The organism is Tenacibaculum sp. SDUM215027 (assembly GCF_050566205.1).
Lineage (GTDB): Bacteria > Bacteroidota > Bacteroidia > Flavobacteriales > Flavobacteriaceae > Polaribacter.
On sequence record NZ_JBNXUE010000002.1, the window covers coordinates 330,284 to 346,297 of the forward strand.

Consider the following 16,014-nt stretch of genomic DNA (forward strand, 5'->3'; position numbering starts at 1 on the left):
CTCGTTTCTTTTTTATACTATCCTGCTTTTATAGGTGTTCCTTGAGAATCTATTACGTTTGGTGTACAAACAATACCATCACCTGATACATCAATACTTGATTGATAATTGTCGCTTGTTCCAACCGCAGAATCCCAACATAAGTATGGATAAACTTCATTGTTTTCGTTTGTACCTCCTTTAATTTCCTTTTGATCTAAGTTGCTCAATTCTAGAACACCACTTAACTTTAAAAATGTTTTTAACATAATTTTTATTTTGATTTATAAGTTGGCAAAACTATAACCGAAAGATAAGAAGAACTTTAGGTTAACGACTGTGTTTTTAAAAGGGATAAACACTTGATTTATAGAGGAAATAAATTGAAATACTTTAAGAATCATAGTAATCGTTTAGTACGTAATATTTATTGATTTACTTAAAGGGGGATTTTCCTGTGTTATAAATCATTATTATCCTGATAGTTAAGTTCTGGTGTTCATATATATTTGAGTTCATAATTAACCCCGAAAACTATTATTTTATGAAACGACTACAAAACTTTGTAATTGTAGGCATCGCTCTTATGATGCTACAAGCATGTCAAAAAGAAGACACTGCAAATGAACTGTTAAACAACACAAACTTAGAGGTAAAACAAGCTCGAGCCTATTACGCACCATGGGTATATGTTATGGATTGGCGCTTTAGTAGAGGAACTTGTACTACAGGACCAGGAGTGTGTTTTAAAAACGATTATGGAGATATACTTGTGTATAGCAATGCAAGTTCAGGCTCATCAGAAGAAGTAAAAGAAACTTTTTCAAAACTTATGGAAGGAAACAATGATGAAGATAATGGAGTGATAGCATTCAGAAATGAAGGTGAGTCATTACGATTAGTGTTTTCAAGAAGTTTAGAGGAAGAAGATTTTATCATTTCAGAAAACGTTTCTCTTAGAGAAGACATAGTAGCAGAATTAGGTAAAGCTGATATTACTTTACAAGCAGGTAGATACGTTGTAGATTATTCGCGTTTTAAGAACGGAGAGGTTTTAATACCTGTAAAAAATTAAAAAACTAACTAATCAAACTAATAAACTCTTAGCAAAGTCTGAGGGTTTCAAAAAATAAGAAAAAATGAAAAAACAAAATTTTTTATGGATAGCTGTAATGTGTTTTACATTGCTTTTTAGCTGTCAAAGCGAAGATATAGTTGAAAATGAATCAAATAAAGAAGAAGTACAATTAGCAAAAGAAAGTACAGTAACTATAAATCATACATATGATTATTATGGTAAGCAGTTTAAAGTGGCTTATGTATATAATGAAGAAAGTGGAGAAGTACTGAAAGCTGATGGAGATGTTGAGCTTGCTCAAGAAATCTTTGGAAATGAAGAAAGAGCTCCAAAATCATTATTCTTTGATAATCAAAAAGAAGGAAGTACTGATATTCAAGTTAAGGTTTTTGATAATGGAGAAGACTTACAAGAGTATGCTTCAAAAGTAGCAGAAGAATTCCCAGGAGATCAAGAAGCAACAGAAGGAAGATCATCTAAGTGTAATAGCTATGATTTATATGGAACAGGAAGGTTTTATTTCTACAAACACGCTTACTATAATACATATATGAGTGGAATGAGTAGAATGGATCGTAGGTATTATAGAGATCATTGGGTAGGAAGCGGTTATAACGATCAGTTGTCCTCTTTAATTGTAAAAAAACCTTGGAATAGAAGAGCTTTGGTGTACTTATATCAACACTCTTGTTATGGAGGTAAAGTTATAGGTTTTTATCAATCAGTAGGTCCTTCAGGTTTTGGAGTAGCTAACCTTAAGTGGTATACTATGTCAGGCTGGTGGTTCTGGAGAAAGTCTTGGAACGACCAAGTTTCATCTACTAAAGGATGGGCTTGGTAATAAAATAAACTATAACTATTTAGTTGTTTGTAAAATAATAAAAGAACCTCAGAAGAATTTTCTTCTGGGGTTTTATAATTGTTTTTTGTACTTCTCAATCAACCCTAAAATTTTATTTCCTCTTGCTTCACAACCTTTACTTTCATGAATTACCTTAGTACGAATTAGGTGTTCTAACTCAGGGTGAACCCAATCTTTTTGTAAACCAAATAAATAGAGAGTACTCATTGTATAGGCTTTTACTGCTATTTTTTGGTCGGTAATTAACCAATCAAATCCAGTTTCTATAATTAAATCAATATCAACTTCTGTTAATTGTTCTTTTATTTTATTGGTTGTTCTTGAGGTAAAAGCTGTTGCTAAATGCTCGCAAATTTTAGCACAAGGCCTTACTGCACTATCAAAATGTACTTTCGAAATGTTTTCTGTAAAAATAGTTAAGAAAGGTGTAATATGTTTAATTCCATTATGTGTACAAATCCATTCTAGTACCCATGCTGCTTTAATAGATAGCTTATTATCAATATCAAAAGTAATATGGACTAAATATTTTATCAATTCAGGTTGTGCTAATACAATATTTGCAGCATTATATCTGTTTACTTTAGCAGGGTTATCAACATTTTCTAACACAGAAATTAAAAATTCAATACTCATATTGGTATGGTTTATGTAAATTTGAAATGTAAAAGAAATTATAGCATGATAAATATAAAAAGGATATTTTCAACAGTACTTTTATTATCAGTCTTTTTTACAATGGCAGCACAAGCACAAAAAAATAATAAGCTTGATGCTAATGGTAAGAGAGATGGGGTTTGGAAGAAATATTACGATGATAATAAAAACAGAATAAGATACTCAGGTGAATTTAAAAACGGAAAAGAGGTAGGAACATTTAATTTTTACGAACCCAACTCTTACGGAGTGCCTTCTATGACTAAAGAGTTTTCTGCAAAGTCAGATAGTGCTTTTGTACAATTTTTTACCCCAAAAGGAAAAGTAAAAACAAAAGGATGGATGATTGAAAAAAAACGAGTAGGAAAGTGGACGTACTATTATTCTGATGGAAAGCTTTTTTCAGAAGAAGAGTATGTTGATGGTAAACTAGATGGAGTCTTAAAAAATTACTATAGAAATGGTAAGTTAACGGAAGAAAGTATTTATAAAGATGGTAAGAAAAATGGACTTTCTAAGATTTTTACTGAAGAAGAAGTGATGATTGAAGAAGTATATTATGTTGATGGAAAATTAGAAGGAGAAGGAAGGTATTACGATTTAAAAGGAGATTTAAAAGAAAAAGGAATGTATAAAAACGGTAAAAGAGACGGTAAATGGCAATTTTACATGGATGGAGAAGTTGTTACCGATAAGAGAAAAAGAGCTGTACATACAATTCCAAAAAACTAAAAAAATACAGAGTACTACCAGAGATAATTCCATAAGATATTTATACAAAAGAATACTTTATTTCCAAGGAAATATAGGTGAATTAAAATCTCGATTATCAAGTAAAAAGAAAACGTTTATTATTTCGTAAATTTGCAGCTTCAAAAGTATAAAATGCAAAGAGTAGTAGTAGGACTTTCAGGAGGGGTAGATAGTAGTGTAACTGCTTATTTACTAAAAGAACAAGGATATGAGGTTATTGGTCTGTTTATGAAAAACTGGCACGATGACTCAGTAACTATTTCTAATGAATGTCCGTGGTTAGAAGATAGCAACGATGCCATGATTGTTGCAGAAAAATTAGGAATTCCTTTTCAAACAGTTGATTTAAGCGAACAATACAAAGAACGTATCGTTGACTATATGTTTAACGAATATGAAAAAGGTCGTACACCTAATCCTGATGTATTATGTAACCGCGAAATTAAGTTTGATGTGTTTATGGACATCGCATTAAGTTTAGGAGCTGATTATGTAGCAACAGGACATTATTGTAGAAAAGCAGAAGAAATTATTGATGGAAAACCTGTATACAAGTTATTAGCAGGTAAAGACACCAATAAAGATCAGTCATATTTTTTATGTCAATTATCGCAAGAACAATTATCCAAAGCGTTGTTTCCTATTGGAGAATTGACAAAACCAGAAGTTCGTGAAATAGCAAAAGAAGCAGATTTAATTACAGCTGATAAAAAAGATAGTCAAGGACTGTGTTTTATAGGAAAAGTAAAATTACCTGACTTTTTACAACAAAAATTACAACCTAAAGAGGGGGTAATTGTTCAAATTCCTGCAGGTTTTGAACAATACAATCGTACAACGACGGAATTTGATGGAAAAGAAGCAGAGCTTCAATATTTTTCAACAAAATTCTCATATACTAAAGAAGATGGGAAAGTAGTCGGGAAACATCAAGGTGCGCATTATTTTACGAAAGGTCAACGTAAAGGACTAGCAGTTGGAGGAACGAAAGAACCACTATTTGTAATTGAAACCGATGTAGACACCAATATTATTTATACAGGGGAAGGAAAAAATCACCGAGGATTGTATCGTAGTGTGCTATTTGTATCAAATGAAGAATTACACTGGGTACGGGAAGATTTAGCCTTAGAAACAGGAGAATCTATGGAAGTAGAAGCGCGTATTCGTTACAGACAACCGTTAGAAAAAGCTACTCTGTATAAAGTAGACAAAGGAATTTATGTAGAGTTTGAAAATCCACAATCAGCTATTCAAGAAGGACAATTTGTTGCTTGGTATAAAAGTGAAGAATTGTTAGGTTCTGGTGTGATTTCGTAACTTTTTAAGACGTAAAAAATATAAACATACAACCTCGATTTTTTCGAGGTTTTTTTGTGCTTCCTAGCTAATGATTGTACATTTACGCTATGCAAAACAGAATAACCAAACTATTTAATACACAATATCCAATCATCCAAGGCGGAATGATTTGGGTAAGTGGCTGGAAGTTAGCTTCTGCAGTGTCAAATGCAGGTGGACTAGGATTAATTGGAGCAGGATCGATGTATCCAGAAGTACTTCGTGAACATATTCAAAAATGTAAAAAAGCAACTGATAACCCTTTTGGTGTAAATGTACCAATGTTATATCCTGATATAGAAAAAATCATGGATATTATTGTTGAAGAAGGAGTAAAAATTGTGTTTACTTCAGCAGGGAACCCAAAAACATGGACTACTTTTTTAAAGGAAAAAGGAATAACTGTGGTACATGTTGTGAGTTCAGTAAAATTTGCCTTAAAAGCGGAAGCGGCTGGTGTAGATGCTGTAGTATGTGAAGGTTTTGAAGCAGGAGGTCATAACGGACGTGAAGAGACTACTACGTTTACATTAATTCCTATGGTGAAAGAACAAGTTAAAATTCCTGTAATTGCAGCAGGAGGTATCGGGTCAGGTAGAGGGATGTTAGCGGCGATGGTATTAGGAGCAGACGGAGTACAAGTTGGGAGTCGTTTTGCTGCGACTATAGAATCTTCAGCACATGACAACTTCAAAAAAACAATTGTAGCCGTAAAAGACGGTGGTACACAACTAACGTTAAAAGAATTAGCGCCTGTTCGTTTGGTAAAAAACAAGTTTTATCAAGAAATACAAGAGTTATATCAGCAAGGACCATCAGTAGAGCAATTAAAAGAATTGTTAGGGCGTGCGCGTGCTAAAAGAGGTATGTTTGAAGGGAATTTGGATGATGGAGAACTAGAAATAGGTCAAGTAGCAGGGCTTATTCATGAAATTAAACCAGCAAAAGAAGTTTTAGAAGCAATTGTAGAAGAATATCAGCAAGTGAAAAAAGAGCAGCTATTTTAATCGCAGAGCGATTACCAATAAAATAGAACGTCATTCGGACGAGGTAGGAGGAGGAATCTTATAAAGATAAGTTGTAAACATACCTTTATCGTCATAACAAGAAAAAGTTAAGGTAAAACAAAATAGTAATGCTTAAACAATTAATCAGTATTCTGTTTTTAATTATAGGTATTTACCAGCTATTTAAATTAGTTAACTTAATTGAAAGCAATAAGGAGTCCTTTAAGGTATTAATAGGTGATAGTAAAAATAAGTTACCCTATCCAAAAGGTTCAGAGATGTTCTTCAAGATACTTTTTACTTTTTTTAACTAGCATGTTTATATTTAGTCAACTTGTTTAGCTTTCCTAAAGGAGACGTGAATTAGAAATTAGATTTTTTTTAATCAGTACTTTATAAGGATAAATCTAATACTATTTTCAACACTTTTTAGAACAAATAAATTTCTCTTTAATAATTTGTGCCACAGGCTTATTTTCAATCTTACTTTCAAGCCAGGAAAGGATATCTAAATATAAAAAAGCTCTTTTCTCATAAGGATGATTCTCATAAACTTTAAGGCGACTGTGTACTTTTTTTAATTCCTTTTTTATTTGATGAGGAAACACGTCTCCCAACGCTTTTATGGAAGAAATAAACTCTTTTTGAACTTCTTGTAAATTCTCCATTTTTAGTAAAAAGCGATAGGTATCTTTAAACTGACGCTCCAAATCATAATCCAAGCCACACTCGTAATGAGCAATTAAAGAAAGTACTCTGGCAAAACACTGTAGATCGTTAGCTACTTGAATATTTTTAGGTTTAATTATTTTATTTAAATACAAAATACACTCTTTGTTTTTACCCATACCAAAGTACAAACAAGCAATTTTATAGTAAAATACCACGATATGATGATTATCAAGACGATCCTTATAACTATTAATCTTATCATTAATAATAGCCACTAAATATTCGCCCTCAGCAAAACTACCCTCTAAGAAGTGTAAGTGTAATTTGTTAGCATAATAGTATAGAAAAGTTAAGATTTCAGTATTGCTATTTTGCGGAATACTTTTCTCTTCAATTTCCTCTTCAAAAGCAGAAAGTTCTTCTTTAAACTTATCATAATGCTTTATAAAAAATAAGCTCTCTAATAAGTAGTTCTTTCCTTTTAAATAAAAAACAGGATGCAAAGAAATATTCTTAGTATCATGCTTAAACAAATCTACCCATTTATTAGCATACTTATAACTCTGTAAAAAATCTTGAGTTAAAAAGCTATGCCACAAATGTGCTTTGTATAACCATAACTTTTCTCTAAAACCCAATTCTTCATATGTATATTCAGGAAGCTTAGAATAAAAGTAAGTATTTACTCGCTGCAGCTCTTCATCGTTTTTTACGTAGCCATTTTTAAGCAACGTTCCATACAATTGTAGCGATAAGTTTGACAATTTACTGGCGATAACATTTTGCATGCTAAGCTCTTTTGCCTGAATAGTTAATTCGTCAGAACGCGTATCAATACTTCGGGTTATATACTGACTTTCAATAACTTTTTCAAGCTCAACAATTTCATAAGCAACATTCTTTTCTTCATTTTCAACCGCCATGTTTTTTGCTTTGTCAAGCAATTTTAAACTTTGCTTGTACAATCCTTTTTGATATAAAACTGTAGCAAAATCTAACTGCTCACGTATTTGAATTCTAATGTTTTTATGAGCAGGATTCATACGAAGACTAGTTAGTATTTGCTTATATAAATGAGCTTTTAAGTTAGATAACTGTTGCTTACTCACCACACCGCTATCAATAATAGCCTTTTCGTTATAACTCTTTTGTTTTTCAAGTAATTTAAAAAGCGCAAAAAATTTAGCATCTACATTACCTCCTAAACGACCAACATATAAATTAAACTGACGTTTTTCTGACTTCGATAAAGACTTAATCAAAACAAACAAAGCGTCATTTTGTTGGTTGGAGAATGTAATTGGTTTACGCATAACTTTTTGTTTTTCAGTATTTTATTTTTGTTTTTTGTTGTTTTGATATCGTAACTAACCCATTAAAAAAGAGCTTGCTAGAAAAGCCAATATATACATTTGGTTTTTATTTTGATAATCATATTTAGATTTATGCAAAGCGATAAAATTCAAATTTTCGATACCACATTACGAGACGGAGAGCAAGTCCCAGGATGTAAATTAGATACCCAACAAAAGCTAGTTATTGCCGAAAGACTCGATTTTTTAGGAGTTGATGTAATTGAAGCAGGCTTCCCAGTATCAAGCCCAGGAGACTTTATTTCGGTACAAGAAATAGCTAAATTAGTTAAAAATGCTGCTGTTTGTGGATTAACAAGAGCCGTAAAAAAAGATATTGAAGTAGCAGCAGATGCTTTAAGGTTAGCTAACAAACCTAGAATTCATACAGGTATTGGTACTAGTGATTCACATATTCAGTATAAATTCAATGCCTCTAAAGAAGAAGTAATTAGACGAGCAAAAGAAGCTGTTTCGTACGCGAAAAACTTTGTAGACGATGTAGAGTTTTATGCAGAAGATGCAGGTAGAACTGACAACGCTTTTTTAGCTGAAGTTTGTGAAGAAGTTATAAAATCAGGAGCAACAGTATTGAATATTCCTGATACCACAGGATATTGTTTACCTGAAGAATATGGAGCGAAAATCAAGTATTTAAAAGATAATGTAAAAGGGATTGAAAATGTAATTATTTCATGCCATTGTCATAACGATTTAGGATTGGCTACTGCAAACTCTATTGCAGGAGCTATCAATGGTGCACGTCAGATAGAGTGTACGGTCAACGGAATAGGAGAGCGAGCAGGAAATACAGCGTTGGAAGAAGTCGTCATGATTTTAAAGCAGCATCCGTATTTAAATCTTCAAACTGATATTAACACCAAATTACTGTACGATACAAGTATGATGGTTCGCGAGCGTATGGGAATGCCTGTGCAGCCTAACAAAGCTATTGTAGGAGCAAATGCCTTTGCTCATAGTTCAGGAATTCATCAAGATGGAGTAATCAAGAACCGTGAAACCTATGAAATTATTGATCCAGCAGATGTAGGAGTTACAGAAAGTGCTATTGTATTAACTGCAAGAAGTGGAAGAGCAGCCTTAGCATACCGAGCAAAAAAGATAGGGTATGAGCTAACTAAAATTCAGTTAGATACAGCTTATAAAACATTCTTACAGTTTGCTGATAGACAAAAAGAAGTAATCGACGAAGACATTCATCAGATTATGAAACAAGTAAATAAAATTTCAAAAATAGCCATAGCTTAATGGGAAAGACATTATTTGATAAAGTATGGGATGCGCATGTAGTGGATACTGTAAAAGACGGACCACAAATATTATACATAGACAAACACTTAATTCATGAAGTAACCAGTCCGCAAGCTTTTAACGAGTTAAAAGAACGTAATATTCCAATTGCACGACCAGACAAAACAGTAGCAACTGCCGATCATAATACGCCAACCATAAATCAACATTTACCAATAAAGGATGAATTATCAAGAAATCAATTAGAGCAGTTAACAAAAAACTGTAAGGAAAACAATATCACTTTATACGGATTAGGACATCGATATAACGGAATTGTACACGTAATGGCTCCTGAGTTAGGGATAACACAACCAGGAATGACTATGGTTTGTGGAGATAGCCATACGTCAACACATGGTGCTTTTGGTACTATTGCCTTTGGTATCGGTACAAGTCAAGTAGCCCAAGTATTTGCAAGTCAATGCCTGTTGTTAGAAAAACCTAAGAGTTTACGTGTAACAGTAAAAGGTAAGCTTAAAAATGGAGTATTACCAAAAGATGTAATCTTATATATCATAGCGCAATTAGGAACAAATTCAGGTACAGGATATTTTTGTGAATATGCAGGAAATGTATTTGAAGAAATGTCTATGGAAGGACGAATGACCGTATGTAATATGAGTATCGAAATGGGAGCAAGAGGAGGTATGATTGCTCCTGATGAAACCACTTTTGAATATGTAAAAGGACGTGAGTTTGCACCAAAAGGAGACGAGTTTGATAACAAAGTAGCTTATTGGAAAACATTAAAGACTGATAAAAGTGCAAAATTTGATAAAGAATACACTTTTAAGGCAGAAGACATAGAACCAATGCTTACTTACGGAACCAACCCAGGAATGGGTATAAAAATTTCAGAGAACATTCCCCAATTTAATGATGCTTCCTTTGAAAAGTCGCTACAGTATATGAACTTTAAAAAAGGAACATCATTAATTAATACACCCGTTAACTATGTATTCATAGGAAGTTGTACAAACTCTAGGATAGAAGATTTTAGAGTAGCAGCAAACTATATAAAAGGAAAGCAAAAAGCAGCGAATGTAAATGCGTGGTTAGTACCAGGATCACAACAAGTAGCAAAACAAATAAAACGAGAAGGCTTACAAGAAGTTTTTGAAGCAGCAGGATTTCAGTTACGACAACCAGGTTGCTCAGCATGTTTAGCAATGAATGACGATAAAATACCAGAAGGAGAATACTGTGTATCCACCTCAAATAGAAACTTTGAAGGACGTCAAGGACAAGGAGCAAGAACCATTTTAGCAAGTCCATTAATGGCTGCAGCAACAGCAGTAGAAGGAAAAATTACTGATTTTACAAAACAATTAAACTAATGGAGAAATTTGTTAAACTAATAGATACGGCCATACCATTACCAACGGAGAATATAGATACCGATCAAATTATACCTGCTCGTTTTTTAAAGTCAACGAATAAAGATGGTTTTGGAGACAATGTGTTTAGAGACTGGCGTTACAAAAAAAACGGAAGCTTAAACGAAGATTTTGTTTTAAACAATACAAATTATACAGGAAGCATTTTAATAGCAGGAGATAACTTTGGTTGTGGCTCAAGTAGAGAACATGCTGCATGGGCATTAGCAGGCTACGGATTTAAAGTAGTCATCAGTAGTTTTTTTGCAGATATTTTTAAAGGAAATGCACTTAATAATGGAATATTACCCTTGCAAGTACCTAAAGAATACTTAGCAAGGTTGCTAAAAAAAGTAACAGAATTACCTAATACAACGATAATAGTTGATTTAGAAAATCAAAAACTTAAAACACCAGTTGGTAATGTAGACTTTGAGATCAATCCATACAAAAAGCTATGTATGATAAATGGTTATGACGATATAGATTTTTTAATCAGTAAAAAAGATACAATAACAGCTTTTGAAGCAACAATGATATAAAAAGTAAAAAGATGAAGTATAATATTACGGTAATACCAGGAGATGGAATAGGACCAGAAGTAACAGAGCAAGCAAAAAAAGTGCTTAAAGCTGTTGGTAATGTGTTTGATCATACCTTCTTATTTAAAGAAACATTAATGGGAGCCTGTGCTATTGATAAAACAGGAAATCCATTGCCTGATGAAACCATTGAGTTGTGTCAAAAGAGTGATGCTATTTTATTTGGAGCCATTGGAGATCCAAAATATGATAATGATCCTACAGCAAAAGTACGTCCAGAGCAAGGATTACTACGTTTAAGAAAAGAGTTAGGACTATTTTGTAATGTACGCCCAGTAAAAGCATATGATACACTAATTCATAATTCACCTTTAAAGAAAGATAGAATTGAAGGAACAGATATTGCTATTTACAGAGAACTCACAGGAGGAATTTATTTTGGTATTAAAGAACTAAGTGATGATGGAAAGCATGCTTTTGATGGTTGTTCTTATACTGTAGAAGAAATTGAACGAATGGCACACTTAGCCTTTCAAGCAGCTCAAAAGAGACGAAAAAAACTAACATTGGTAGATAAGGCCAATGTATTAGAAACCTCAAGGCTGTGGCGTAAAGCAGTAACAGCTATGGCAACACAATATCCAGATGTTGAACTAGATTTCTTATTTGTTGATAATGCAGCAATGCAATTAATTTTAAATCCAAAACAGTTTGATGTAATTCTAACAGAAAACCTTTTTGGAGACATTCTTTCTGACGAAGCAAGTGTTATAGGAGGTTCTATAGGTTTGTTAGCCTCAGCTTCAGTAGGAAAAGAAAATGCATTGTTTGAGCCTATTCATGGATCTTTTCCACAAGCTAAAGGAAAAGATATTGCAAATCCGTTAGCTTCTATTTTATCTACAGCAATGTTATTAGAGCATTTAGGTTTAATGCAAGAAGCTAAAGTAGTAGAAGTAGCCGTTCAAAAATCATTAGAACTGGGTATTACTACAGAAGATATCAATTCAGAAAATCCATTTTCTACTAGTAAAGTAGGAGATTTTATAGCGGACTATATCTATAATCAAGAAGATAGTGATATGAACTTCCAAAATATACATATGGGGCAAAGCACCATTATATAAGTAGTAAAAACTATAAATAATTATGTAAACTTCCTTTAACTATTATGGTTAAAGGAAGTTTTATTTATAAGTGTCTGTCAGCCTGTTTGTTAGTTGTTTGAAATTATTGTGTGTTGTTTAAGATTTAATATTTTATGATTTTTCTGTTTAAATATTCTTTTTTTTAACGTTTTTTTTGATTTTGTTTTAAAGGTGTGAATCTAAAGTGTAGATTTACAGCGAATTAAAAAACCCTTCATATCATGAAAAAAACAAAGTTAGCCCTAATTATGGGCTTGTCAGTAGGTGTATTCTTCACCTCATGTTCAAGTGAAAACGAACAAATTAAAAACCCTGAAGCTATACTGCAATATAGCGATAATCCAGGGCTCAAACCTGTACCTCAGGAGGTTATTGATGCTGCAGCCAAATTGGAGTTAAATGTAGATCATATTCGTTATGATAATTTTTACTTTCCTGACGGAACTTCAGAAGTCCGCTTATTTTTAGAAGAAGATGTAGTAATGACAGAACAAGAGTTATTCACTTTAGTAGATGCTAAGGATGATAATCAATCTGGACGTCAATACTCAACTAATAACCTAGTATCTCAAGGTAGAAATATTTCTATTATTGGGTATACAGGTGGTGGTGGATATGGTCTTTCTAGTAAAGAGCAAACAGCACTTCAATGGGCAGTAGATAATTACAATAATCTAAGTGGAGTATCTATTAGTTTTACATTAAGTTTTGGTACCAACTATGATAGTAAAGATATGGTAGTATACCGCAATCCAAGTTCTTCTGGTTCTGGTGGTAGTGCTGGTTTTCCAAGTGGAGGTTTACCTTATAAGTGGGTGCAAATCTACGGGTTATCAGGATACACAACGAACGTAAACGAGCATGTCATTACACATGAAATTGGGCACTCAGTAGGATTTAGACATACAGATTGGTTTAGCCGTCAAAGTTGTGGACAAAACAGTAATGAAGGCTCTGCTGGAGTTGGTGCTAACCATGTATCAGGTACACCAACAGGATACGATTCAACTTCAGTTATGTTAGCGTGCTTTAGCTCTAACGAAGACGGAGAGTTTAATGGTAACGACATTACAGCATTACAAAACATGTACTAAGAAATAACTAACCTTAATACATAGTGTAAACCACCGATTTTTAATCGGTGGTTTTTTTATTGCTAATATTCCTTAGTTTATCATTTATTTTCCTGAGCTTATAAAAAAAATGTTTTTAAAAACGTGAGTCCAAAATACTTTTGAGGCATCTAATAATAAAAACATACCATGATGAACACAAAAAGAGAACTTATTTTTTTAAGAACATTTGCAATAAGTATAACAGCATTAATAGGAGTTTTAACTACTGTAGCCTTTAAAAATAAAGGGAATACACAATTTGATACTATTGATGTGAAAAGAATTAATATTATAGAAAATGATGGAACAGTAAAAATGCTAATTACAAATGCAGCAAACTTTCCTAGTAAAGGTGATAAGATTAATGGAAGAGTATATCACGAAAGAAAAAAGAGAGCAGGAATGCTTTTTTATAATGAAGAAGGTATAGAGTGTGGGGGATTTATTTATGATGGTAAAAAAACTGAAAAAGGACATAGTTCAGGGTTATCATTAACGTTTGATCAATACGATGGAGATCAAGTAATGCAGCTCATAACTACTGATGCTAAGAAAAATGGAAAAAGATACAAAGCAGGTAGGTTGGTGTTTAATGATAGAGGAGATAACGAAACTCAAGAGATGGCTCAAAAAATAAGTGAAGAGTTAAGGTCAATTAATGATTCAGCTGAAAGAAAAGCCAAGTACGAAGAGTATCAGCAAAAAGGAATGATAGGAGGAGTACCAAGAGTAGCTTTAGGACAAACACCGGGAAAACAAAATGGGTTATTTTTATACGATTCCAGCGGAAATACAAGAGCTAAGTTTATTATAGATGAGGATAATACAATAAAATTAGAAGCCTATGATGAGAAAGGAAATACAGTAAGTACTTGGCCAGAAGTTAAATAGAAATACTAGAGTTTGCGGTGAGATTCTTCCAAAAGTTTCATCGCAGATTTGATATATTTGTGGGTACTGATATGAAAACAAACACATCCTTTTTTAGAGAAAATACTGCATTTTTAATCTTTCTCTTCATCTTTTGCTGGATATTTATTTTAAAGAATCAATTTGGAGTTTCAAAATCATGGGAAGACTTTGCTTTTTATCCCGATGCTCCCTTTTGGTTTTTTTTAAAAGTGGTTTTTATTTTTTGGTGGGTAAGCTTTATAAAAGTACGTATTAATAAAAGTTCAAAACACGAAGTCTCATTAGGTAAGAAATACGTGCTGTTTTTTGGCGTAGGGTTGTTGTCTTACGTAGTTATAGGAAATGTTTTTGGATTGGTTATCTCCTTCATTTTTGACACCTATTCTAGAAATTTTGGTTCCTTATATCATTTGGTATATAAAAACATAGGGTCGGTAATCGATTTTATCATCTTTGGAGGGTTTTCATTGGCATATCTATATTACAAAGAAAATGTAGTCTATCAAAAGCAAGTGGTTTCTTACGAAATAAGTAAAGCCAAAAATGAAATAACCCAATTAAAAGCGCAGTTAAACCCTCACTTTTTGTTTAATAATCTGAATATTTTAGATCAACTTATAGAAGAAGATACTGAAAGAGCCTCTCTATTTTTAAATCGATTTTCAGAGCTATACAGGTACAGTTTGTATAGTGCCAATAAAGAGTTGGTTTTGTTAGAAGAAGAACTTTTTTTTGCAGAAGGATATTTTAAGTTGATGGAGGAAAAGTATCAAGGATACTATCAGTTGAATATTGAAGAATCTTTATATCAAAGACAAGTTGTAGTACCCCCGTTCTGTTTACAAGTTCTTATAGAAAATGCGATTACTCATAATAAAGGAACGCTTAAAACTCCCGTAAATATTATGATTACGGAAGATAACGGAATAAAAGCAGTGAACAATAAAGTGTTATATCCAAAAGGGAGAAAAGGGAATGGAGTAGCGTTGGCGAATTTATCTAAACAGTTTAGACTACTTGCAGAAAACACTATTAAGATACATGAAACGGAAGAAGAATTCGAAGTTGTTTTACCGCTAATAACAACCCTTAAACCTACTTAGAAATGATAAAAGCACTCATAGTTGAAGACGAATTGCCTGCTAGAAAAAAGCTAAAAAAATATATTGAAAACTATCACGAACCTGTAACTATTGTAGAGGAGTTCGAAACCGCAGAAGAGATATTACAGTTTTTAGAAACCGCAACCGATATCGATTTGATTTTTTCAGATATCGAATTACGAGATGGTAATGTTTTTGAAGCTTATAAAAAGCTAAATATTCAAACCCCTATTATCTTTATAACAGCTTACAATCAGTTTTGGATGCATGCTTTTGAAACTAGTGGTATTGAGTATTTACTAAAACCATATTCGTATGAACGTTTTGAAAAGGCAGTTGATAAATATTCGAGTTTAAAAAATTCAATGATGGTTGGAAAAAATGAAAGCGTACTACAAAAATTAGAAACTTACTTAACAAGTCAAACAAAAGAACTACCTAAAACCTATCAAGATTTTATAGCGGTTAAGTCTTCACAATACACCTATTTTTTAAAAATTGAAGAAGTCGTTTATTTTCAGGCAGATTACGGAATTGTTGTAGCATATGATGAGCATAATAAAAAACACATTTTGAATCAGTCTTCATTAAAAGTGTTGGAAGAAATGATAAATCCTAGCATGTTTTTTAAGATAAATAGAAGTGAACTGCTCAATAGAAATTATATAGAAAAAATAAGCAGGTATACTAAAAATATAGTAGCTATTAATTTAAAAAATAGTGAAACGGTTTTAAAGACCAGTCAAAACAAAACGGCTGAGTTTACTAAGTGGTTAGGAATTTAACAAACACAAAATATAGAA

General features: G+C 32.5%; 16 protein-coding genes. 13 read left to right on the forward strand and 3 right to left on the reverse strand.

Going from position 1 to position 16,014, the window contains the following annotated elements; translation table 11 throughout:
* Positions 1-17: 17 nt before the first annotated feature.
* Positions 18-248 carry a hypothetical protein gene (locus tag ACQYZ7_RS07725; protein ID WP_430729192.1) on the reverse strand — a complete coding sequence of 77 codons (231 nt, stop codon included), beginning with the start codon at positions 246-248 and terminating at the stop codon, positions 18-20.
* Positions 249-523: 275 nt separating this feature from the next.
* Between ACQYZ7_RS07725 and ACQYZ7_RS07730 the strand changes: the two genes are divergently transcribed.
* Complete coding sequence (locus ACQYZ7_RS07730; RefSeq protein WP_430729193.1) at positions 524-1,054, forward strand: hypothetical protein; 531 nt, start codon at positions 524-526, stop codon at positions 1,052-1,054.
* Positions 1,055-1,118: 64 nt separating this feature from the next.
* On the forward strand, positions 1,119-1,898 hold the full coding sequence (locus tag ACQYZ7_RS07735; RefSeq protein ID WP_430729194.1) for a hypothetical protein: 780 nt from the start codon (positions 1,119-1,121) through the stop codon (positions 1,896-1,898).
* Between the two features lie 72 nt (positions 1,899-1,970).
* On the opposite strand, the gene ACQYZ7_RS07740 is transcribed toward ACQYZ7_RS07735, so the two are convergent.
* A complete protein-coding gene (locus ACQYZ7_RS07740) occupies positions 1,971-2,555 on the reverse strand; it encodes an adenylosuccinate lyase (RefSeq protein WP_430729195.1) in 585 nt (194 codons plus the stop codon).
* Between the two features lie 45 nt (positions 2,556-2,600).
* Between ACQYZ7_RS07740 and ACQYZ7_RS07745 the strand changes: the two genes are divergently transcribed.
* From ACQYZ7_RS07745 to ACQYZ7_RS07755, 3 genes are all read left to right on the forward strand, one after another.
* A complete protein-coding gene (locus ACQYZ7_RS07745; RefSeq protein ID WP_430729196.1) occupies positions 2,601-3,308 on the forward strand; it encodes a toxin-antitoxin system YwqK family antitoxin in 708 nt (235 codons plus the stop codon).
* Between the two features lie 153 nt (positions 3,309-3,461).
* Positions 3,462-4,649 carry a tRNA 2-thiouridine(34) synthase MnmA gene (gene mnmA / locus ACQYZ7_RS07750; protein ID WP_430729197.1) on the forward strand — a complete coding sequence of 396 codons (1,188 nt, stop codon included), beginning with the start codon at positions 3,462-3,464 and terminating at the stop codon, positions 4,647-4,649.
* Positions 4,650-4,738: 89 nt separating this feature from the next.
* Complete coding sequence (locus tag ACQYZ7_RS07755; RefSeq protein ID WP_430729198.1) at positions 4,739-5,677, forward strand: NAD(P)H-dependent flavin oxidoreductase; 939 nt, start codon at positions 4,739-4,741, stop codon at positions 5,675-5,677.
* 419 nt (positions 5,678-6,096) lie between these two features.
* On the opposite strand, the gene ACQYZ7_RS07760 is transcribed toward ACQYZ7_RS07755, so the two are convergent.
* Positions 6,097-7,662, reverse strand: coding sequence for a hypothetical protein (locus tag ACQYZ7_RS07760; RefSeq protein WP_430729199.1), 1,566 nt, complete (start codon positions 7,660-7,662; stop codon positions 6,097-6,099).
* Between the two features lie 132 nt (positions 7,663-7,794).
* Here ACQYZ7_RS07760 and ACQYZ7_RS07765 point away from each other — a divergent pair, with 132 nt between their 5' ends.
* The 8 genes from ACQYZ7_RS07765 to ACQYZ7_RS07800 all read left to right on the forward strand — a co-directional run bounded on the left by ACQYZ7_RS07765 (position 7,795) and on the right by ACQYZ7_RS07800 (position 15,996).
* Positions 7,795-8,970 (forward strand): 2-isopropylmalate synthase, encoded by a 1,176-nt coding sequence (locus ACQYZ7_RS07765; RefSeq protein WP_430729200.1) that lies wholly within the window; start codon positions 7,795-7,797, stop codon positions 8,968-8,970.
* Positions 8,970-10,352 (forward strand): 3-isopropylmalate dehydratase large subunit, encoded by a 1,383-nt coding sequence (gene leuC, locus ACQYZ7_RS07770; RefSeq protein ID WP_430729201.1) that lies wholly within the window; start codon positions 8,970-8,972, stop codon positions 10,350-10,352. Before ACQYZ7_RS07765 ends, leuC begins: the two co-directional genes overlap by 1 nt.
* Positions 10,352-10,933: a 3-isopropylmalate dehydratase small subunit gene (leuD, locus tag ACQYZ7_RS07775; protein WP_430729202.1), complete on the forward strand. Its 582-nt coding sequence runs from the start codon at positions 10,352-10,354 to the stop codon at positions 10,931-10,933. Before leuC ends, leuD begins: the two co-directional genes overlap by 1 nt.
* 11 nt (positions 10,934-10,944) lie before the next feature.
* On the forward strand, positions 10,945-12,060 hold the full coding sequence (leuB, locus tag ACQYZ7_RS07780; protein ID WP_430729203.1) for a 3-isopropylmalate dehydrogenase: 1,116 nt from the start codon (positions 10,945-10,947) through the stop codon (positions 12,058-12,060).
* Between the two features lie 242 nt (positions 12,061-12,302).
* The gene (locus ACQYZ7_RS07785) at positions 12,303-13,175 is read left to right on the forward strand and encodes a M57 family metalloprotease (protein ID WP_430729204.1); all 873 of its coding nucleotides are present in this window, start codon (positions 12,303-12,305) and stop codon (positions 13,173-13,175) included.
* 171 nt (positions 13,176-13,346) lie between these two features.
* Positions 13,347-14,087, forward strand: coding sequence for a hypothetical protein (locus tag ACQYZ7_RS07790; protein ID WP_430729205.1), 741 nt, complete (start codon positions 13,347-13,349; stop codon positions 14,085-14,087).
* A 71-nt stretch (positions 14,088-14,158) separates the two neighbouring features.
* Positions 14,159-15,211, forward strand: a complete 1,053-nt coding sequence (locus tag ACQYZ7_RS07795) for a sensor histidine kinase (protein ID WP_430729206.1) — start codon at positions 14,159-14,161, stop codon at positions 15,209-15,211.
* A 2-nt stretch (positions 15,212-15,213) separates the two neighbouring features.
* The gene (locus ACQYZ7_RS07800) at positions 15,214-15,996 is read left to right on the forward strand and encodes a LytR/AlgR family response regulator transcription factor (RefSeq protein WP_430729207.1); all 783 of its coding nucleotides are present in this window, start codon (positions 15,214-15,216) and stop codon (positions 15,994-15,996) included.
* Positions 15,997-16,014: the final 18 nt, after the last annotated feature.